General features: G+C 74.9%; 18 protein-coding genes. 13 read left to right on the top strand and 5 right to left on the bottom strand.

The features are described 5' to 3' along the window. Positions 1–82: 82 nt before the first annotated feature. Positions 83–655, bottom strand: coding sequence for a CGNR zinc finger domain-containing protein (locus ACFV4F_RS13885; RefSeq protein ID WP_380502273.1), 573 nt, complete (start codon positions 653–655; stop codon positions 83–85). 58 nt (positions 656–713) lie between these two features. On the opposite strand from ACFV4F_RS13885, the gene ACFV4F_RS13880 reads away from it, so the two are divergent. From ACFV4F_RS13880 to ACFV4F_RS13865, 4 genes are all read left to right on the top strand, one after another. After that, a complete protein-coding gene (locus tag ACFV4F_RS13880; protein WP_380502271.1) occupies positions 714–2,222 on the top strand; it encodes an FAD-dependent monooxygenase in 1,509 nt (502 codons plus the stop codon). A gap of 33 nt (positions 2,223–2,255) precedes the next feature. Further along, positions 2,256–3,026, top strand: coding sequence for a MerR family transcriptional regulator (locus ACFV4F_RS13875; RefSeq protein WP_380502269.1), 771 nt, complete (start codon positions 2,256–2,258; stop codon positions 3,024–3,026). Continuing rightward, positions 3,023–3,229, top strand: a complete 207-nt coding sequence (locus tag ACFV4F_RS13870) for a hypothetical protein (RefSeq protein ID WP_380441319.1) — start codon at positions 3,023–3,025, stop codon at positions 3,227–3,229. Before ACFV4F_RS13875 ends, ACFV4F_RS13870 begins: the two co-directional genes overlap by 4 nt. 414 nt (positions 3,230–3,643) lie before the next feature. Continuing rightward, positions 3,644–5,125, top strand: a complete 1,482-nt coding sequence (locus ACFV4F_RS13865) for a serine hydrolase domain-containing protein (RefSeq protein WP_380502267.1) — start codon at positions 3,644–3,646, stop codon at positions 5,123–5,125. 74 nt (positions 5,126–5,199) lie between these two features. On the opposite strand, the gene ACFV4F_RS13860 is transcribed toward ACFV4F_RS13865, so the two are convergent. Then, complete coding sequence (locus ACFV4F_RS13860; protein ID WP_380502265.1) at positions 5,200–6,129, bottom strand: ADP-ribosylglycohydrolase family protein; 930 nt, start codon at positions 6,127–6,129, stop codon at positions 5,200–5,202. 64 nt (positions 6,130–6,193) lie between these two features. Between ACFV4F_RS13860 and ACFV4F_RS13855 the strand changes: the two genes are divergently transcribed. Together ACFV4F_RS13855 and ACFV4F_RS13850 are read left to right on the top strand one after the other, a co-directional pair. Continuing rightward, on the top strand, positions 6,194–6,415 hold the full coding sequence (locus ACFV4F_RS13855; protein WP_380502264.1) for a hypothetical protein: 222 nt from the start codon (positions 6,194–6,196) through the stop codon (positions 6,413–6,415). Further along, positions 6,412–6,813 carry a hypothetical protein gene (locus ACFV4F_RS13850; protein WP_380502263.1) on the top strand — a complete coding sequence of 134 codons (402 nt, stop codon included), beginning with the start codon at positions 6,412–6,414 and terminating at the stop codon, positions 6,811–6,813. Before ACFV4F_RS13855 ends, ACFV4F_RS13850 begins: the two co-directional genes overlap by 4 nt. Position 6,814: 1 nt before the next feature. Here ACFV4F_RS13850 and ACFV4F_RS13845 read toward each other — a convergent pair whose 3' ends face one another. After that, positions 6,815–7,312 (bottom strand): DUF4232 domain-containing protein, encoded by a 498-nt coding sequence (locus ACFV4F_RS13845; RefSeq protein WP_380502262.1) that lies wholly within the window; start codon positions 7,310–7,312, stop codon positions 6,815–6,817. Between the two features lie 251 nt (positions 7,313–7,563). Between ACFV4F_RS13845 and ACFV4F_RS13840 the strand changes: the two genes are divergently transcribed. The 4 genes from ACFV4F_RS13840 to ACFV4F_RS13825 all read left to right on the top strand — a co-directional run bounded on the left by ACFV4F_RS13840 (position 7,564) and on the right by ACFV4F_RS13825 (position 10,186). Next, positions 7,564–8,136 carry an RNA polymerase sigma factor gene (locus ACFV4F_RS13840; protein WP_380441199.1) on the top strand — a complete coding sequence of 191 codons (573 nt, stop codon included), beginning with the start codon at positions 7,564–7,566 and terminating at the stop codon, positions 8,134–8,136. Next, positions 8,133–8,777, top strand: a complete 645-nt coding sequence (locus ACFV4F_RS13835) for a PASTA domain-containing protein (protein ID WP_380502261.1) — start codon at positions 8,133–8,135, stop codon at positions 8,775–8,777. Before ACFV4F_RS13840 ends, ACFV4F_RS13835 begins: the two co-directional genes overlap by 4 nt. An 80-nt stretch (positions 8,778–8,857) precedes the next feature. Then, positions 8,858–9,481: a carbonic anhydrase gene (locus ACFV4F_RS13830; protein WP_380441195.1), complete on the top strand. Its 624-nt coding sequence runs from the start codon at positions 8,858–8,860 to the stop codon at positions 9,479–9,481. Between the two features lie 66 nt (positions 9,482–9,547). Beyond that, complete coding sequence (locus ACFV4F_RS13825) at positions 9,548–10,186, top strand: flavin reductase family protein (RefSeq protein WP_380441193.1); 639 nt, start codon at positions 9,548–9,550, stop codon at positions 10,184–10,186. A 174-nt stretch (positions 10,187–10,360) separates the two neighbouring features. On the opposite strand, the gene ACFV4F_RS13820 is transcribed toward ACFV4F_RS13825, so the two are convergent. Further along, on the bottom strand, positions 10,361–10,576 hold the full coding sequence (locus tag ACFV4F_RS13820) for a DUF4287 domain-containing protein (protein ID WP_380502260.1): 216 nt from the start codon (positions 10,574–10,576) through the stop codon (positions 10,361–10,363). Between the two features lie 106 nt (positions 10,577–10,682). Further along, positions 10,683–14,669: a Pls/PosA family non-ribosomal peptide synthetase gene (locus tag ACFV4F_RS13815; protein ID WP_380441187.1), complete on the bottom strand. Its 3,987-nt coding sequence runs from the start codon at positions 14,667–14,669 to the stop codon at positions 10,683–10,685. Positions 14,670–15,358: 689 nt separating this feature from the next. Here ACFV4F_RS13815 and ACFV4F_RS13810 point away from each other — a divergent pair. The 3 genes from ACFV4F_RS13810 (at position 15,359) to ACFV4F_RS13800 (ending at position 18,877) form a co-directional block, all read left to right on the top strand. After that, positions 15,359–16,000, top strand: a complete 642-nt coding sequence (locus ACFV4F_RS13810; RefSeq protein ID WP_380502259.1) for a histone deacetylase — start codon at positions 15,359–15,361, stop codon at positions 15,998–16,000. A 300-nt stretch (positions 16,001–16,300) separates the two neighbouring features. Beyond that, the gene (locus ACFV4F_RS13805; protein ID WP_380502258.1) at positions 16,301–17,947 is read left to right on the top strand and encodes an IS200/IS605 family accessory protein TnpB-related protein; all 1,647 of its coding nucleotides are present in this window, start codon (positions 16,301–16,303) and stop codon (positions 17,945–17,947) included. A 177-nt stretch (positions 17,948–18,124) separates the two neighbouring features. Next, positions 18,125–18,877, top strand: coding sequence for a dienelactone hydrolase family protein (locus ACFV4F_RS13800; protein ID WP_380502257.1), 753 nt, complete (start codon positions 18,125–18,127; stop codon positions 18,875–18,877). Positions 18,878–19,021: the final 144 nt, after the last annotated feature.

Here is a 19,021-nt window from a genome sequence, read left to right as displayed (position 1 = left end):
CACCGCGCGCTATCCACCCCACGGTCCGCCGGCCGCCCCGGCCCCCAGCCCCCGAAGGCCGCCCGCCGCCCGCCGCCCGCCGTCAGCCGTCCGAGCGCCGCGTGCGGTGGGCGGCCACGCGCACCCGGGTCGCGCAGCGCGGGCTGCAGAAGCGGCGGGGGGTGCGGCGGCCGGTGTCGATGAAGTAGCGGCCGCAGCCGTCGGCGGCGCAGCGGCCCCAGGCGCAGCGGCCGCGTTCGGTGAGCCACAGGCCGAGGGCGAGGGCGCCGGTGGACAGCAGCCAGTGGGTGGGGCCGGCGTCAGGGGGTGCCTGGGTGTGCAGGGCCCAGGGGCGGCCGGGCAGGCGCACGAGGCGGGGGCGGGGCGGGTGGCGGTCGAGGAGGGCGTTGATGGCGTCGGCGGCGGCGTCCTGGTCGTCGAGGTCGAGGATGCGGGTCAGGTGGGCGGTGGCGGTGCGCAGTTCGCGGGCGTCGGCGTCGGCGCGGATGAGCTCGGGGCCGCCGTGGCGGGCGAGCAGGGCCCGGAGGTCGGCGGCGGGCAGGTCGGGGTCGTCGCGGACGGCGTTGGCGAGGTCGGTGAGGAAGTACAGGCCGCGGGGGCGGTCGTCCCGGGGGTCGCCGGGGGCCTCGGGGTTATTCGCTTGATCGTTCTCCACGTCACGATGGTAACGTCAAAATAACAAGTTAAGCGTTACGAGAGAGCGAGGGCCCCGCATGCACATCCCCGAGACGACGCCCGTCCTGGTGGTCGGCGGGGGCCCGGTCGGGCTGGCCCTGTCGCTGCTGCTGTCCGGGTACGGCGTGGAGCACCTGCTCGTCGAGGCGCACCCGGGCACCTCGCTGCACCCCAAGGCCCGTGGCGTGTCGGCACGTTCGATGGAGGTCCTGCGGCGTCTGGGCCTGGAGGAGGAGGTGCGCCGGGCCGGGCTGCCGTCCTCGCACGTGTACTTCTACCGCGGCCGCGACCTCGTCGACCAGGACTTCGTGCGCACCGGCCTCGCCCCCGCCGCCGGCGAGGACGCCGAGCGCACCCCCTCCCCCGGGCTGCTGTGCCCGCAGGACGTGCTGGAGACGATCCTGGCCCGCCGCGCCCGCCAACTCGCCCCCGGCTCCGTCCGCTTCGCCACCCGCCTGGTGTCGTTCACCCAGGACGGCGACGGCGTGGACGCACTCCTTGAGGACCGCGACAGCGGGGAGCGCCGCACCGTGCGGGCGCAGTGGCTGGTCGGCTGCGACGGCGCCTCCAGCCCGGTGCGTGCCGGGGCCGGGATCGCCATGGAGGGGCTCACGGGCCTGGGCCACTTCCTGAGCGTGCGCTTCGAGGCGCCGCTGGGGCCGGTGGTCGCCGACCGGGCCAGCGCCTCGTACTTCCTCACCGCCCCCGGCCGCGGCGGCTTCCTGGCCGTCGACAACGACCGGCAGTGGATCTACCAGCACCCGTACGACCCCGCCGAGGACGACGTTGCCGCCCTGCGCGCGGACCACCACCGCCTGGCCCGACTGGTGCGCGACGCGGCCGGGTTGGCGGACCTGCCGGTCACCGTCCGCGACACCACGACCTGGCGCTGCGACGCCCGCACCGCCACCGCCTACCGCCGCTCGCGCGTCCTGCTGGCGGGCGACGCCGCCCACGTGATGCCGCCCACCGGCGGGCACGGCATGAACACCGGCATCGGCGACGCGGACAACCTCGCCTGGAAGCTCGCCGCCGTCCTGGACGGCACGGCCGGCCGGACGCTGCTGGACACCTACCAGGACGAGCGCCGCCCCGTCGCCCTCGCCGTCACCGAGCTGTCGCTCGCCAACTCCCGCGCCCGCACCAGCTACCGCATCGACGACGAGCTGCTCCTCACCGCCGCCTACCGCTCCACCGCCGTCGTCGAGGGCGAAGCGCGCCCGCCCGTGGACCCCGAGCGCACCCACCCCGACGGCGGCCCCGGCGCCCGCCTGCCCCACCGCCCCCTGCCCGACGGCCGCTCCACGCTCGACCTCGTCGGCCCCGGCTTCACCCTCCTCACCCCGCACCCGGACGGCGCCCGCCGGCGCCAGGCCGCGGCCGCCACCGCCGCCGGCCTGCCCGTCACCGTCCGCACCGCACCCCTGGACCACACCGTCCTCGTGCGCCCCGACGGCCACATCGCCTGGCAGGCACCGACGGATCCCGCCGACGACACCCACCTGCTCACCGTCCTGCGCGCAATCCTGTCGGCACCGCGGGCTTGAACCTCACCCGACGTCAGGAGGCATCGTTACGCCATGACCTCCGAACAGACGTGGAAGGTCGGCCCACTCGCCGAAGCGAGCGGGCTGACCGTGCGCACCCTGCACCACTGGGACCACATCGGCCTCCTCAGCCCCTCCCGCCGCACCCCCTCCGGACACCGCGAGTACACCGAACAGGACGTGGTGCGCCTCTACCTCGTCCTGGCGCTGCGCCGCCTCGGCCTCGGCCTGGAGACCATCGCCACCTGCCTGGACGCCGGCATCGACCCGCTGCGCCTGGTCGGCGAACACCTCGTCGGCATCGACGCCGCCCTCGCCTCCCTGACCGCGCTGCGCGAGCGCCTGGCCCACATCCACGGCGAACTCGCCGCCGAACGCACCCCCGACACCGCCGCCCTCATCCGCGTCCTGCAGGCCATGCGCGGCACCGGCACCCCCGGCACCGAACCCGCGCTGCGCCGCCACCTCGACGACGACCAGATCGACGCCCTGCGCGACCACGCCGCCGCGCTCGGCCCCGCCGCCCACTACTACCTCGACATCGAGTGGCCCCAGCTCTACCGGCGCGCCGAGGCCCTGCGTCAGGCCGGCGCCGACCCGGCCGGCCAGGAGGTCCAGCGCGTCGTGCGGCGCATCGACGAACTGGGCGCCCTGTTCTCCGGCGGCGACCGCGCCCTGTCCGGCGCCGTGCGCGGCGCCTGGCGCGAGGACCCGGCCGCCGTCTCCGGCCAGAGTGACGCCCCCGCCGACCAGTGGCGCGACCTCGCCGACTTCCTCGACCTCGCCCGCCGGGGTGACGCATGAGCGCCATGCCCAGGCGCGTGCGGGTGCGCGTCGCCGTGATCTCCGTGCTGCCGGTACTGTTCCCGGCACTGCTGCTCCTGACCATCCTGGCGATGGCCCACGTGGTGCCGTGGCCGGTGGTCCCCGCGGTGGCGCTGGCCCTGCTCGTCCAGGCCCTGGTCACCTACATACGCCTGGGCCGCTCCGACGGGCCCGGGAACTGACCCCCCGTCCGGGACGGCCGCCCGCCCCGGCCGCCTTCGAGCGCCCGAAGGCGCTGCCGAGCCACGGTGACCGGGTGCTCCGGCTCGCTGGTTGAACGGATCAATCGGGTGAGGTTCTCGGCCGGGGACGGAGTGCCCGGGGATGCCGTTGCGGGGGTGTCACTAGCCTGGGGCGGCGGGCCCCCGAGGGCTGCTGCTTCCGTAATAAGGCGGCTGGGAGGCCCTGCTGTCCGAAGCCTCCTGCCCCTGGTGGCGAAAGGGACAGTCTTGGATCTCGGCTCCACGGCTGCGGTCACATCGACCGGGTCGACGCGCAGGACGGTGCTCCGGGCGCTGGTGGCGGGCGGGTTGGCGGTCGGGCCGGGCTCCTGGCCGTCGTCGGCGCGAGCGGCGGGTGCGGCAGGTACGGCAGGTGTGGCAGGTACGGCAGGTGTGGCCGGTGCGGCGGGTGCGGCGGGTGCGGCCGACGGATGGGAGTCGTTCGCCGACCGGGTGAAGGCCGAGTTCGCCGCGATGGGCCTGGTCGGCGCGGCAGTGGCCGTGGTCAGCAGCGACCGCGTGCTGCTGACCTTGCCGCTCGGCGTACGCGAGGCGGGGACCGACGCCCCGGTCACGCCCTCGACACGGTTCCTGGTCGCCTCGACGACCAAGTCCATGACCTCACTGCTCGTGGCAACCCATGTCGACCAGGGACGACTGGCGTGGGACCAACGGGTCGTCGACGCCTGGCCGGGCTTCCGGGCACCCACCGACGAGCTGACACGCACCCTGAAGGTCCGCGACCTTCTGGGCATGGCGACCGGGATCGACGAGCCCCCGGCGTTGTCCGGTCTCCACGAAGGAGACCCGACAGCCCCCCAGCTGCTCCGGTCCCTGGCCACGCTCCCGGTCGCGGCCCCTCCCGACACCACGTTCATCTACAACAACACCGTGTACTCCGCCGCCGGTTACCTGCCGCTACTCGGCTCGGGCGTGTCCGGAGACGGACTGACCGCAGCGTTCGCCGACGACCTGCGGGAGCGGGTGTACGGGCCGGCCGGCATGGCCGGCGCCGGGATCGCCGACGACCCCCGCGGGCTGGTCACCGACTTCATGCGGGGCCACGGGCCCGACCTCGCCGGCACGAACGCACCGCTCGCCTACGGGCCGGTCGGCAGCTACGCTCCCGCCGGCGGCACCCTCGCCTCGCTCGACGACATGGCGTCCTACGTCCGCTTGCAGCTGCGGCGCGGCGTCTCCGTGAACGGCCACCGGGTGGTGTCGGCCGGGAACCTCGCCGAGTGCTGGAAACCGCACATCCCGGTCCCCGTCTCACCGGAACTCGACCCCGACGTCACCGAATCCGGGTACGCGATGGGCTGGATCCACAACCGGTACTGCGACGGGACCTCGCTGATCTGGCACAACGGCGGCATCGACGGCTTCACCTCATTCATCGGCTTCCTGCCGGAACACGACCTCGGGCTGGTCGTGCTCAACGCGATGAACCCGTCCCCGACCGGCACGTTCTTCTACCTCTACGTCCTCAACCTGCTGCTCGGCGAAAGGTTCGGCCTCAACAAGGGGGTCCCGGCCAAGGCCCACGCCCAGTACCTGGCCGCCGTCCAGGCCCTGCGCACCCTCGGCGGCCGGACCCGCCCGACCGACCCCACGATCACCGCGCCGCACCTGGGCTTCTACGAAGGCGGCTACCGGCTCACCCAGGACGGCCCCGACCTCAACCTCCGCCTCGGCCCACGGACCATGCCCCTGGGCGTCCTGCCGGACGGCACCTACGTGATGACCGGCGGGCTGCTGGTGGAGAACAAGGTCCGCCTGACCCGGGACGCGGACGGCACGCCACGCATCGAGGTGGTCCAGTTCGAGACCGTCCGCCGGACGGTCGGGCCACCGTAGCCGGCCCCGTGATCACGGCGTCCGCTGTGCCGACCGCCCGGCACGCGGGTCCGCCCGTTGTGCCCGGCCGGGCGTCAGCCCTGCGCCGTCCACCGGGGCAGCGCCTCGCGCCGCTGGAGCCACAGCGGGTCGGCGCCGCAGAGGCCGGTGCGGGCGGCGACCGTGCCGGCGGTGATGGCGCAGGTGGTGTCGACGTCGCCGAGGCCCGCGGCCGTGCTCCACAAGGCGTCGGTGAGGCTGTCGAGGTGCGCGGCGGCCGACCACAGGGCGAAAGGGACGGTGTCGGCGGCGCTGACGCGCTGCCCGTTGCCGAGCAGGTCGGCGGCGCGCCACGGCCGGGCGTCGGGGCGCACCGCGCAGGCCAGGGCCAGGGTGTTGCGGACCTCGCCCGCGGGGGTGTGCCGCAGGACCTGCTTCAGGAACTCCTCGCCGTCCGGGGCCGGGCCGCCGCGCGAGGCGGCGGCCAGGCAGGCGGCGACGGCCACCGCGACCGCCCCGGCCACGCCCTCGGGGTGGGCGTGGGTGACCTCGGCCGACAGCGCCGCCTGCCGGGCGGCCTCCTCGGCGTCGCCAGCGAACCACGCGCCCAGCGGCGCGACCCGCATCGCGGCGCCGTTGCCGAAGCTGCCCTGGCCGTCGAAGAGTTCGCGCGTGCGGGTGCGCCAGGAGGACGGGTCGCCGGCGAGGGCGGGCAGCAGGCGGTGCATGCCGGCGCCGTAGCCGCGGTAGGCGTCGGCGAGGTAGGTGGCGCCGAAGGCGGCGGCGAGGGCGTCCTGGTCGACGGTGCCGTGCACGGTCAGGACCCGGTGGACGGACAGGGCCATCGCCGTGTCGTCCGTCCAGTGCCAGGGCGACTCCTCGGGCGTGCGGCGCGCCCGGATGTCCCGGTAGGCCTCGGGGGCGGTGCGGAACAGCGGGAACCAGCGCTCCCCGAACGCGTCCCCGAGGGCGAGCCCCTCCAGCGCGTCACGGGCGGCCACGGGCACGGGCGGACGAGTCGTCATGTCCCCATCCTCCCTTGGCCCGGCGAATCCGGTGGCACCTCAGGCCGCCGGCGAGACTGCCCCGATGACCACCCCGTCCCCCGACCCGCGCTCGTGGGGCGTCGCCCCGCACTACGCGGGCATGCAGGCCCTGATCTGCGACCTGGTGGTGCCCGACAGCGCGCCGACGAGCCGTTGCGGGTCCGGGTCCAACGGGCCGCCGCCGCGGGGCTTTTGCCCGCCCCGCTCGCCGCCGAACTCCGGTGCGCCCTACGCCTGCGCGAGCGGCTCGCGCAGGGCGCCGTGACAAGCGGCGCCGTCAGCCCCGAGCGGGCCGTCGCCGCGGTGCGCGCCGTCTTCGACGCCGTCCGCCTGCTCCTGCGCCCCGCACCGCCGCCGCCGCCCGTGCAGCGGCTCGACCGGCTGTGGGAGGCGCACCTGGAGACGCCGTTCCCCGAGAGCTTCCGCGGCGTGGACGTCGACGGCGTGGACCTGGTCCTCCTCGACGCGAACGTCGCCGGGCTCGTCCTGCGGGAGCTGAACGGCGGCCTCGACGGCGACGGCGCCGCCGTGCTGTGGGCGTGCATCGCCGACCTCGACGCGATCGTGCCCCGGCTCAACGAGGAGTACTGCGCCGCCTACTACCGGCGGCTGCGCACGGTGGCCGCCCTCGCCGCGGGCCGTCACCTGCCCGCCGCCACCTGACCTAGCGGGTGACGGGCGGGCTCATGCGGACCTCCGGGCCGCAGACGGTGGCCTCGGCCGGCTCGCCGCTGCGGTCCGTCACCGGGACGCGGACGGCGGCGGCCCCGCCCGGGGCGGCCACCGTGGCGGTGGCGGTGGTGACCCGCGGGGTGCAGGTGCCGCCGGGGCCCTTGCCGTCCGTCCCGGGCCAGCGCAGCGCGAACACCGCCGCCCGGCCCGTGCCGAGCGTCACCGCGGCCGGGCCGCCCTCGCCGCTCCCCCGGGCCTGCGGTCCCTTGCCCCGGTGGAACTCCAGCTTCGGGTAACCGGCCAGGGTGCAGGGCCGGGTGCCGGAGTTGACGGCGGCGAGCTCGGCGTTCGCCGGGTCCGGCGCGGTCGTGCCCTCGGCGGTGAGCAGGGTGAGCGTCCACGTCAGGTCCGCGGCACGGCAGTTCGCCGTCCCGGCGGCGGACACGGCGGCCGTCGTGCCGGCGCCGCAGGACGTCAGCAGTGCGGACACGGCCACCATCGGCAGCAAGCACGGGCGCATCGGATCCCCCGGATCGTCGGGACGGGCGACGGGCCGTCACCGCCCGCCCGTCGTCGGGGACGAAGACACCGCACGGGGCCCGCCGGTTGCCCCCGTCCCCGGCACGGCCGACGGGATGTGAGCTGCGCCACATTCGCTTTATGCCGTGCAGCAGAAGACGCCCCGGCGCAGTCATGACGCAATGCCAGGACAACAGGCCGACGGAGAACGGGGGCGACGGGGTGAGGCTGCGCAGGGCCGCTCCCGGGATCGGCTTCGCCGCTTTCGTGGAGCAGCGGTCGGGGGCGCTGTTCCGCACGGCGTACGTGCTGACGGGGGACGCGCACGCGGCGGAGGACCTGGTGCAGGAGACGCTGGAGCGGGCGTGCCGGCACTGGCGGAAGGTGGCCGCCTCGGACGCGCCGGAGGCGTACGTGCGGCGGATCCTGGTCAACCTGGCCAACGACCGCCACCGGCGCCTGAACCGCCCGGGCCAGCGCACCGCGCCGCTGGCGCCGTCCGGGTACGGGGAGCCGGCCGATCCGCGCGACGCCTACCGGTCGGTGGAGCTGCGCGAGGAACTCGTCGCGGCGCTGCACACGCTGCCGATGGGGATGCGCACGGTGGTGGTCCTGTACTACCTGCACGACCTGGGCGACCGGGAGATCGCGCAGGCGCTGGACATCTCGCCGGGTTCGGTGCGCTCCCAACTCGCGCGCGGGCTGGCCCGGCTGCGCGAGGTCCTGCCCCGCCAGGAGGACCCGCCCCTCTCCTCGCCGCCCGTTGCCTCGACTTCGCGTGAAGGTGCCCCATGACCCGACTGCCGCCCCCCGATCCCGAGTTCGAGATGGAGCTGCTCGCCGCCATGACCGATTTCGCCGACCGTGCCCCCGTCCCCGCCGTCGACGCCGCCGCCATCGTGCGGCGCACCGCGCGCCGGCGCACCGCCGTGGCCGGGGCGGTGGCCGTCGCGGTGGCGGCCGGTGTCGTGGCGGGCGGGCTGCTGTTCGCCTCCCCGTCTGCGCCGGGCGCCGGGGGGCGCCCGGCGGCTCAGGCCCCGGCCGCCTCCCCGTCCGCGCCGCCACCCTCGTCCCCGCCCGCGACCACCCCGGCAGCACCGGCAACCCCGAAGCAACTCTTTCCGACCCCCTACCTTCCGGGCCCCGCCGCCCCGTCCGACGGCATCCCCTATCTCGTCTCACCGCTCGCCAAGCCGCCCGAGTCCATGCCCACCAGGCAGGGCCCACCGGTGACGGTCCCCGCGCTCACGGGCTTCACCCGGGAGGCGGCCATGGAGGTGCTGCGGGAGGCCGACCTGCGCGGGGAGGTCCAGGAGGTGGCGGACGAGAACGTGCCCGCCGGGAGGGTCGTGTCCACCGGGCCGGCCGCCGGCGCCGTGGTCCCGGCCGGTTCGACGGTGCGCCTGGTCGTCTCCACGGGCCGGCCGGCAGGCTGACCTGCGGGCCGCCCGGGCCGCCGGCCTGCGCCGCAGCCCCCGCCCTGCGGGTGCGGGCGGGGGCGATCTAGGGTGCTGGCATGATCTCCTCCCCGATATCCGGCCCCCGCCACGCCCTGCAGACGCTGCTGGAGGGCAACGCCCGGTTCGTCGCCGGCTCCCCCGAGCACCCCAACCAGGACGCCGGGCGCCGGGCCGCGCTCGCCCCGGCGCAGCGCCCGTTCGCGGTGCTGTTCGGCTGCTCTGACTCCCGCCTGGCGGCCGAGATCATCTTCGACCAGGGTCTGGGCGACCTGTTCGTGGTGCGCACGGCGGGGCACGTGGCGGGTCCCGAGGTGCTGGGCAGCATCGAGTACGGGGTGAGCGTGCTGGACTGCCCGCTGGTGATCGTGCTGGGCCACGACTCGTGCGGCGCGGTGGCGGCGGCCCTGGACGCGGTGGACGAGGGCCGGCTGCCGGGCGGTTTCGTGCGCGACGTGGTGGAGCGGGTGACGTCGAGCGTGGTGTCGGCCAGGGCGGCGGGCATCGAGGACCCGGACGCGATCGTCGACGAGCACATCCGCCAGAGCGTGGACCTGCTGCTGGAGCGCTCGCAGGTGCTGGCGGCGAAGGTCGCCGAGGGCAGCGTGGGCGTGGTGGGCCTGTCCTACCGCCTGACCGACGGCCAGGCCCGCATGGTCGCCACCCACGGCGACATCCTCTAGCGGCTCCCGAGCGCCGTGTCCGATCCCCGCCAGCGCGGGCGGTGGGGCGGCGGCAGAGTCGGGGGCATGCACAAGGTCACCGATCTCAAGGTCCTCTACTTCGGCACCCCGGTGGTGCTGATCGGCTCCCGCAACGCGGACGGCAGCGCGAACCTGGCGCCGATGTCGTCCGCGTGGTGGCTGGGCCACTCGTGCCTGCTGGGGCTGGGCAACAGCGCGCAGACGTCCGCGAACCTGCTGCGCGAGGGCGAGTGCGTGCTCAACCTGCCCTCGTCGGCGATGGTCGACGCCGTCGACCGGCTGGCGCTGCTGACCGGCAATCCGGTCGTCTCCGAGTACCGGCGGGAGCAGGGCTACCGCTACGAGCCGCGCAAGTTCGAGGCGGCGGGGCTGACCGAGCTGCCCGGGGAGCTGGTGCGGGCGCCGCGCGCGGCGGAGTGCCCGGTGCAGCTGGAGTGCCGGCTGGCGGCGGCCACGCCGCTGGCGGGCAACGAGCGGTGCACCGCCTTCGAGGTGGAGGTGGTGCGCGCGCACGTGGACGAGCGGCTGCTGGTGCCCGGCAGCGACCACTACGTGGACCCGGTCGGCTGGGACCCGCTGATCATGAAGTTCTGCGAGTTCTTCGGCGACGGGCGGCGCCTTGCGCCCTCGCGCCTGGCGGAGGGCTGGCGGATGCCGGGACGGCTGGCGCCCGCGCGGGCCTGACGGAGAGTCCGGGGTTGACTTCAACAGCTGTTGAAGTTGTCGAATGGGTCCCGGCACCACCGCACGGGCGCCAATGTCGATGCCCGCCCGTGCCGGGGCCGGGGCCGCCTTCCATCCGATCGTGCCGGAGGCGGCCCCGGCCCCGCCGCCGTTCCAGGGCCCGCTCAGGCCCGCTCAGGCGCCGGCGCTCTCGGCGAGGGTGTGGGCGACGAGGGCGTTGGCGTGGCCGTGGCCCAGGCCGTGCTCGGTCTTGAGCCAGGCGACGAGCTCCATGTGCCTGGTGAGCGGGGAGGTGCGGATGAGGTCCTTCCACTCGGCGACGGGGCGGCCGTACTTCTTCTCGATCGACGGGAAGTAGGCGGCGGGGCCCTTCACGGGGGTGGCGGTCATGGTGCGGTGTCCTTCCGGGGTGGCACACAAAGCGGTGCGCGGTGCGTTTCACGGGTTAAGACCGTGATCGCACCGCGCACTCATCGCTTCACGCACGTGACTCGCGTCACACCGTGGCGCGGCGCCTTCCCCGGCCGGCGCGGCGGCCGGCGGGCGGGGTGGGGTCGGCGTTCCAGGCGGCGACGGGGTTGCCGAGCCAGCGGGTGGAGCCGGGGACGTTCTCGCCGCGCATGACCAGGGAGGCCGGGCCGACGGTGCTGCCCTCGCCCAGGGCGGAGTTGAGCAGCACGATGGAGTGCGGCCCGGTGGTGGAGCCGGCGCCGAGGTGGACGGTGCCCAGGCGCATGACGCGGTCGTGGAAGAGGTGGGTCTGCAGGACGGTGCCGCGGTTGACGCTGGCGCCGGCCTCGACGGTGACGAGGTCGCTCTCGGGCAGCCAGTGGGTCTCGCACCACACGCCGCGCCCGATGCGCGCGCCCAGGCTGCGCAGCCACAGGTTGAGGTAGGGGGTGCCGGTGATGCTGGAGCCGCCGAAGGGCATGGCGAGTTCCTCGACGAAGGTGTCGTAGAGCTCGTTGCGCCACACGAAGGAGGACCACAGGGGGTGCTCGTCGGTGCGGAAGCGGCCCACGAGCAGCCACTTGGCGGCGGTGGTCAGCGCGCAGGCGATGACGGCGGCCAGGGCGAGGACCAGTCCGCCGGTGGCGATGGCGGTGGGCACGCCGTAGTCGTCGCGGATCTCCTGGAAGGCGGCGAGGACGAAGTCGCCGAGGACGACGGCCAGGACGATCGGCAGCAGGCGGCACAGCTCGACGCCGGCGCGCGCCCACATCAGGCGCCGGGGCGGGTCGTAGGTGCGGGCCTCGCCGCCGGTGTCGGCGACGCGGGGCAGCGCGAAGGCGGGGCGCCCGAGCCAGGAGGAGCCCTCGGGGGCGTGGGCGGGGGTGTCGGACAGGACGCCGACGAGGGAGTTGTCGGGCAGGTGGCGCCCGGGGCCGACGATGCCGGAGTTGCCGACGAAGGAGCGCTTGCCGACCTGGGCGGGGCCCAGGTGCAGCCAGCCGGCGCGGACCTCGTAGGGGGCGACGAGGGTGTCGTCGGCGAGGAAGGCGCCGTCGTCCACGCGCATGAGGCCGGGCAGGGACAGGACCGTGGAGGCCTCGACGCGCCGGCCGATCTTCGCCCCGAGCAGGCGCAGCCACAGCGGGGTGAAGAGGCTGGCGTAGAGGGGGAAGAGGGTGCGGCGGGCGGTGTCGGTGAGGCGGTGGACGGCCCAGGCGCAGAAGGCGACCTTGCCGTGGGCGGGGTGGTGGCCGGGGCGCAGGGGGCGGGAGAACAGGCGCACGGCCAGGACTATGAGCGTGGCGTGGCAGAAGAGGGTGAGGACGGTCAGGGGGATGGTGAGGGGCAGGAGCTGGAGGATGGCCTGGCCCAGGGTGCGGTCGGCGTCGATCATCGGGTAGATGATCGCGAGGGCCGGGGCGGCGGCGATCAGCGGCAGGAGGCCGAAGAGGGTCAGGCCGGTGCCGTAGGCGAGGTTCCAGGCGCGCGAGCGTGCGCGCGGGGCGGGGTGGGCGGGCCAGCCGGCGGGTGCCTCGGGGGCGGGGCGGGCCGGGGAGCCGTGCCAGTGTTCGCGGGCGGGGACGGTACCGGTGACGCAGGAGCCGGGGGCGATGTCGGCGCCGGCGCCGATGCGGGCGCCGGGCATGAGGGTGGAGCGGGTGGCGACGCGGGCGCCTTCGCCGATCTCGACGTGGCCGAGGTGGAGGATGTCGCCGTCCAGCCACCAGCCGGCGATGTCGGCCTCGGATTCGAGGACGGCGCCGGTGCCGATGCGGGCGAGGCCGGTGACGGGGGGCAGGGTGTGCAGGTGGACGTCCTTGCCGACGCGGCAGCCCAGGGCGCGCGCGTAGCGGGCGGCCCAGGGGGTGCCGGGCAGGGCGCCGACGCCGAAGAGGGCGACGGTGCGTTCGGCGAGCCACAGGCGCAGGTGGACGTGGCCGCCGCGGGGGTGGCTGCCGGGGCGGATGCCGGCGGTGATGACGCGGGCGCTCGCGGCGGCGAGCAGGGTGCGGCCGGGGGCGCTGTAGAAGAGGAGGAGGCCGGCGAGGACGGGCCACCAGGAGGAGTGGGGGGCCCAGGGCAGGTGGGCGCCGGTGAGGTTGTCGAGGGCGGTGAGGACCAGGACCCAGCGCAGGCCGGCGAGGGTGAAGAGGCCGAACAGGGCGATGGTCTGCCACAGGCCGGCGCTGGCGGGGGTGCGGCGCACGTCGCGCCGGCGGGGCGCGGGGGCCTCGGGGGTGCGGGCGCCAGTGTGCGGCGGTGCGAGGGAGTCGAGGTGGGCGGCCATCGCGCTCAGGCCGGGGTGGGCGTAGAGGTCGGCGACGGACACGCCGGGGTAGCGGGTGCGCAGTTCGGAGACGAGGCGGGCGGCGGTGAGGCTGGAGCCGCCGAGGGCGAAGAAGTCGTCGCCGGCGCCGGGGGCCATGCCGAGCAGGGCCTCCCAGTGGCCGGCGAGCCAGCCGGCGGTGCCCTCCAGGGGGCCGGCGGCCGCGGCGTCCTGGCGGCCGGTGGTGGCCAGCGGCCAGGGCAGGGCGTTGCGGTCGACCTTGCCTGAGGTCTTGGTGGGCAGGGACTCGACGAGGGCGAGGACCGGCACGAGCGGGGCGGGCAGGCGCTCCAGCAGCAGCTGGCGGGCGGCGGCGAGGTCGGGGTGGGTGCCGGGGCGGGCGACGAGGTAGCCGACCAGCAGGTCGGCGCCCGCGGGGGTCTTGCGGACGGCGGCGGCCGCGGCGCGCACGTCGGGCAGGGCCTGGAGGGCGGCGTCGATCTCGCCGAGTTCGATGCGCCGGCCGCCGAGCTTGACCTGGTCGTCGGCGCGGCCGACGAAGACGAGGCCTTCGGGGTCGTTGCGCACGAGGTCGCCGCTGCGGTAGACGCGCGGGGAGGCGAAGACGGGGTGGGGGCTGAACTTCTCGGCGTCCTTGGCGGGGTCGAGGTAGCGGGCGGTGCCGACGCCGGTGATGAGCAGTTCGCCGGTCTCGTACCAGGGCACGGGGTGGCCGTTCTGGTCGACGACGGCGATCTCCCAGCCGTCCAGGGGGGCGCCGATGCGCACGGGCTGGCCGGGCAGCATGCGGGCGGCGGTGGCGACGACGGTGGTCTCGGTGGGACCGTAGGTGTTCCAGAACTCGCGTCCGGGGGTGGCCAGGCGCTCGACGAGTTCGGCGGGGCAGGCCTCGCCGCCGACGATGATCAGGCGCACCGCGTCCAGGCACTCCTGGGGCCACAGGGCGAGCAGGGTGGGGACGGTGGAGACGGCGGTGATGCGGCGCTCGACGAGCCAGGGGCCGAGGTCGGTGCCGGCCTTGACGAGGGAGCGGGGGGCGGGCACCAGGCAGGCGCCGTGGCGCCAGGCGATCCACATCTCCTCGCAGGAGGCGTCGAAGGCCACCGACAGGCCGGCCAGGACGCGGTCGCCGGGGGCCAGCGGCCGCTGCTGGAGGAACAGGCGGGCCTCGGCGTCGACGAACGCGGCGGCGCTGCGGTGGGTGACGGCGACGCCCTTGGGCCGGCCGGTGGTGCCGGAGGTGAAGATGATCCAGGCGTCGTCGGCGGGCGAGGGCCAGGCGGGGCGGCCCGACGGGCGGGCCTGGGGACCGGCGCTCAGCTGGTGGCCGGCGCCGATGACGGCGCACACCTGGGCGTCCTGCCAGATCATGGCGGCGCGCTCGTCGGGGTCGTCGGCGTCCACCGGCACGTAGGCGGCGCCGCAGCGCAGGACGGCGAGGACGGCGACGTACAGGTCGGCGGTGCCGGAGGGGATGCGCACGCCGACGCGGTCGCCGCATCCGATGCCGTGGCCGGCCAGGGTGCCGGCGAGGGCGTCGACCTCCTGCAGGAGGGTGCGGTAGTCGAGCACCCGGGTGCCGGTGTCCAGGGCGGGCGCGTGGGGGTGAGCGTCCGCGGTGGCGGCGATGATGTCGAGCAGGCTGCGCGGGTGGGCGGGCTGGGCCACCGGCCAGGCGGCCGCGTACCCGGGGTGGGGGCGGTGCAGCGTGCCTGGGCCGGCCGTGTCCTGGCGTGCGTCCATGGGGGGTGGTTTCCTCGGCTCCGGTTCCTGGGTCAGGTCTGTTGGCTCGGGTGCGGCGTCACCCGCGGGGTGGGCGGGTGCGAACGCGCACGGGCGTCACTCGGGGTGACGCCCGTGGAAGCACGTTCTTTCACCATGACTCGGTGGGGAGTCCTGCGGATGCAGATGGAGCGTGGTCAAAGGAAATTCTCACGATCTGTGCCGCACGGGACGGCAGGGGAACGATTCGAATGTGATTTCGGTCTTTATGGGGTGTTTTCGCTGGTGAAGGGTAGCGGCTGCGGGAGGACGGCGCCGTGACGGGAGGGATGGGAGTGATGAACGCCATGCGACCGGAACGCTACCGGCTGCGGCGGGGACACCGCCTCCGCGGGGGTGTGCGAACCGTTCACCCGGACGACACACCGTGACGGCGGCGTTGACCTGGGCGGACTCTTCGGGAACGCACCGGGGGCGGCCCCCGGGGCCCGGGTGAGGGGTTGGTGAGGGAAACGCGGGGGCTGGCGACGGGACGTACACGCATTCGACGTAGGAGGTGCCGGGGACGCCGTGGACCGGCCCAGGACGATCTCCCGGACATCCCCCCGAACTCCCCACCGGGCGTCCCCGGACCTCCCCCGCCCCTCGCACTCCCCCGGACCTCCCCGCCTCCCCGCTTCTCCCGGCCGCCCTTGCTAGCGTCGTCGTCCGTGAGCCTGGTCTGGTACGCGGCGTACGGGTCGAACCTGGACGCCGCCCGCATGGCCTGCTACCTCGCCGGCGGGCGCCCCGAGGGCGGCGCACGCCACTACCCCGGATGCCGCGACCCGCGCCCGCCGCGGCGCGACGCCGCGGTGACCCTGCCCGGGACGATGTACTTCGCCTGGCACTCCCCGACCTGGGGCGGCGGCGTCTCCTTCTACGACCCGGACTTCCCCGACCCCGACTTCCCCGACCCGGACGCCGAGGGCCGCGTCCCCTGCCGCGCGTACCTGCTGTCGGACGGCCAGTTCGGCGACGTCGCCGCGCAGGAGATGCACCGCTCCCCCGGAACCCGCCTCGACCTCACCCGCGTCCTCACCCACGGCCGCGACCGCACCGGCCCCGGCCGCTACGAGACCCTGCTGCGCACCGGCACGCTCGACGGCCTGCCCCTGCTCACCTTCACCGCCCCCGGCGGCCTGGCCGCCGCCCGCCTCAACCCGCCCACCGCGCCCTACCTGCGCACCCTGGCCGCCGGACTCGCGCAGTCCCACGCCTGGAGCGCCCGCCGCTGCGCCGCCTACCTCGCCACCCGCCCGGGCGCGGCCGGTCACTGGAGCGAGCGGGACGTGCTGGCCGTCCTGGGCTGACGGCGGCCGCCCGTTCGTCTCAGCCGTGTGCCGCGGGTTCCGCGGGTGCCGGCGCAGGGTGTCCAGGGCCGGTTCGGGGGTGTCGTCCTCCAAGAAGCAGCAGGTGAAGACCGGCTCGCAGTGCGTGCTCACGGCGACATCCCGTGGGAAGGAAAAGGGGTTGTGAACTGCTGGGGGTCGAGGTCGTTTTCGTGCGCATGGGTGTCCGTGAGTTTGTTTTCGATCATGGCTTGTTGGATCGGTGAAGCGACTGTCGGTGGCGTCTGCCAGGGTGGTGGTACTGACGGAGAGGGGGTTGGCGTGACTGGGCCGGGGAAGCCGCTGCGGCGGATCGACGCGCCGTTCGTTTCCCTTGGCCCGTCGGGTGTGACGGTCCGTGACCGTCTCAAGGGCCTCACGCCCGAGGACGAGAAGGTGCTGCGGCTGGTCGGCGAGCACCTCGGTTCGCTGGCGTCGCGTGACCTCAAGGCCCGGTGCGCCGACGGCCTGGACCACTCGGCGACCACGTGGGCGGCCCGTAAGCGGGATCTGACCGGTGTGTCGTCGTCGCGCTGGGCCGGGAGCGTCACCAAGGCCACGCACGACCAGTGGGCGTTGTCGCGTCGCGGGCAGGCCGCGCACGTGGACTCCCTGGACGCCGGGATCAGGACGATCTCCCACCGGCTGTCCCTGCCGATCGGGGAGAAGGGCACCGGGCGTGCGCCGGGCGGATACCGTTCCCGGCACGAGTGGTTCGTCAAGGCCCGGCGTCTGCACATCCTTGAGGAGCGACGCGCGGCTGTCGCCGCCGACCGCGACAACGGCATCGTGCACGTGGTGCGCGGCGGCCGGAAGCTGCTCAACACCCGGCACAACCTCGACGCCGCGAATCTGACCGAAGCCCGGTGGCGGGAGAAGTGGGAAGCGGCCCGCTGGTTCCTCGCCGCCGATGGCGAGTCCGGCAAGCGGTTCGGCAACGAGACGATCCGCGTCACCCCCGACGGCAAGGTGTCGATCAGGCTGCCCGCCCCGCTCGCCGGCCTGGCGAACGCGAGGAGCGGCCGGTACGTCCTCGCCGCGAAGGTGACATTCCCGCACCGGGGCACCGAGTGGGCCGACCGCATCGAGGCCAACCGGGCGGTGGCATACCCCATCCACCTGGACGTGGACCGTGGCCGCTGGTACCTCGACGCCTCCTGGACCCGGCCCGTTGTGCGGACGATGCCGCTGGCCACCGCCCGCGCGGCCGGGATGGTCGGCGTGGACACCAACGCCGACCACTTCGCCTGCTGGCACCTCGATACGCACGGCAACCCGGTCGGCGAGCCCCAGCGGTTCCCCTACGACCTGACGGGCACGGCCACCCACCGCGACGCCCAGATCCGGCACGCCATCACCCAACTCCTCCACTGGGCCAAGCGCTGCGGCGTCACGGCGATCGGCCTGGAGAACCTGGACTTCACCGCCGAGACCACCCGCGAGAAGCACGGACACCGCAAGCGCTTCCGGCAGCTCATCTCGGGTATTCCCACCGGCAGACTCCGTGCCCGGCTCGTCTCCATGGCCGCAGCGCTGGACCTGGCCATCATCGCCGTGGACCCCGCCTACACCTCCCGGTGGGGCGCCCAGCACTGGCAGAAGCCGCTCGCGACGCCCACCCGTAAGACGACCCGGCACGATGCCGCGAGCATCGCGATCGGACGACGCGCCCTCGGACACCCGATCCGGCGACGGACGGCACCGCCCCACGACGACCGGAGTGATCGTCGCGGGCATCGGACCGTCCAGGCCCCCTCGGGCATCCGGGGACGCGAGGAAACCCGCCACCCCGCCACGGACCGTGCACACGATGCACGCAGCCGGACGGGGACAACGAGAACGCGGGCGACCAGCCGGGCATCCAACACCGTTCGGGATGCACGCAGTGATCAACCGTGGGTCCAAGACCCACTCCTGCTCACTGAATAGGAACGGTTGCGCGCAGCCCCGTGGGGACTGCTAGCATCCCCTCCCGTAACCGTGACCGCACGTCAGGAGGTGGGCCCCGTGAACGCAGTAACCACGTGGGTGCTCCCTCTCCCCGTCACGGCATAGGTCTTTCGCCGGGAGCGCCGAGAACGACGCATGTCCCGGAAGGTGATTCCTATGTCCTCTCTCCACTTCATTTCCGACACCGCCTCCGCCGGTGTCCGCGAGCGCGACTTCCTCCTCGGTGAGGTCCCCGGCGTCCTGTGGTCGCCCGACGCCGGCTGCCGGCAGGCCCCGCTGGTCCTGATGGGCCACGGCGGCGGACTGCACAAGAAGACCCCGGCCCAGGCCGACCGCGCCCGGCACCTCGTGCGGACCTGCGGGTACACGGTCGTGGCCATCGACGCGCCCGGTCACGGGGAGCGTCCCCGCACGGCCGTCGACGACCGGGCCCGGGCCGACATGATCCGGGCCCGCCAGGACGGCGAGCCGCTGGGCCCGATCGTCGCCGCCTACGGCACCCACCTCGCCGAACTCGCCGTCCCGGAATGGCGGGCCACGCTCGACGCCCTCCAGCGGCTGCCCGAGATCGGCCCCGACGCGCCGATCGGCTACGGCGGCGGCATCACCCTCGGCACGGCGATCGGCATCCCGCTGGCGGCCGCCGAGCCGAGGATCCGGGCCGCGATCTTCGGCGGCGGGTTCATCCCGCACGAAGAACTGCTGGCGGCGGCCCGGCAGGTGACCGTCCCGGTGGAGTTCCTGCTCCAGTGGGACGACGCCGAGGTCCCGCGCGAGCTGGCCCTGGGCCTGTTCGACGCCTTCGCCTCCAAGGAGAAGACCCTGCACGCCAACCCCGGCGGCCACGGCGACGTCCCCGCCTTCGAGGACCCGGCCCTCTTCCTGAGCCGCCACCTCGGCACGGCATAACGCACCCGAGTGGGAAGTCGGCCCGGCCGACTTCCCACTCCGCCCTCCCGCTCCACCGCGGCACCCTGCCCAGATCGACCCCTGCGCATAGGCCTCAGGGAACCACCCGCGGGGCCGCGGGCATCCCCGGGCGCCGCCCCGGCC

The organism is Kitasatospora sp. NPDC059722 (genome assembly GCF_042733235.1).
In the GTDB taxonomy this organism is placed as follows: domain Bacteria; phylum Actinomycetota; class Actinomycetes; order Streptomycetales; family Streptomycetaceae; genus Kitasatospora.
The sequence above is the reverse complement of the archived record's forward strand: the minus strand, read 5'-3'. Positions and strand labels throughout refer to the sequence as shown.

What these genes read in the sequence shown, in the direction of transcription:
- ACFV4F_RS13880 (WP_380502271.1), top strand. Translation starts at nt 714, where the DNA reads ATGCACATCCCCGAGACGACGCCCGTCCTGGTGGTCGGCGGGGGCCCG.
- ACFV4F_RS13875 (WP_380502269.1), top strand. Translation starts at nt 2,256, where the DNA reads ATGACCTCCGAACAGACGTGGAAGGTCGGCCCACTCGCCGAAGCGAGC.
- ACFV4F_RS13870 (WP_380441319.1), top strand. Translation starts at nt 3,023, where the DNA reads ATGAGCGCCATGCCCAGGCGCGTGCGGGTGCGCGTCGCCGTGATCTCC.
- ACFV4F_RS13860 (WP_380502265.1), bottom strand. Translation starts at nt 6,129, where the DNA reads ATGACGACTCGTCCGCCCGTGCCCGTGGCCGCCCGTGACGCGCTGGAG.
- ACFV4F_RS13855 (WP_380502264.1), top strand. Translation starts at nt 6,194, where the DNA reads ATGACCACCCCGTCCCCCGACCCGCGCTCGTGGGGCGTCGCCCCGCAC.
- ACFV4F_RS13835 (WP_380502261.1), top strand. Translation starts at nt 8,133, where the DNA reads ATGACCCGACTGCCGCCCCCCGATCCCGAGTTCGAGATGGAGCTGCTC.
- ACFV4F_RS13830 (WP_380441195.1), top strand. Translation starts at nt 8,858, where the DNA reads ATGATCTCCTCCCCGATATCCGGCCCCCGCCACGCCCTGCAGACGCTG.
- ACFV4F_RS13825 (WP_380441193.1), top strand. Translation starts at nt 9,548, where the DNA reads ATGCACAAGGTCACCGATCTCAAGGTCCTCTACTTCGGCACCCCGGTG.
- ACFV4F_RS13820 (WP_380502260.1), bottom strand. Translation starts at nt 10,576, where the DNA reads ATGACCGCCACCCCCGTGAAGGGCCCCGCCGCCTACTTCCCGTCGATC.
- ACFV4F_RS13815 (WP_380441187.1), bottom strand. Translation starts at nt 14,669, where the DNA reads ATGGACGCACGCCAGGACACGGCCGGCCCAGGCACGCTGCACCGCCCC.
- ACFV4F_RS13800 (WP_380502257.1), top strand. Translation starts at nt 18,125, where the DNA reads ATGTCCTCTCTCCACTTCATTTCCGACACCGCCTCCGCCGGTGTCCGC.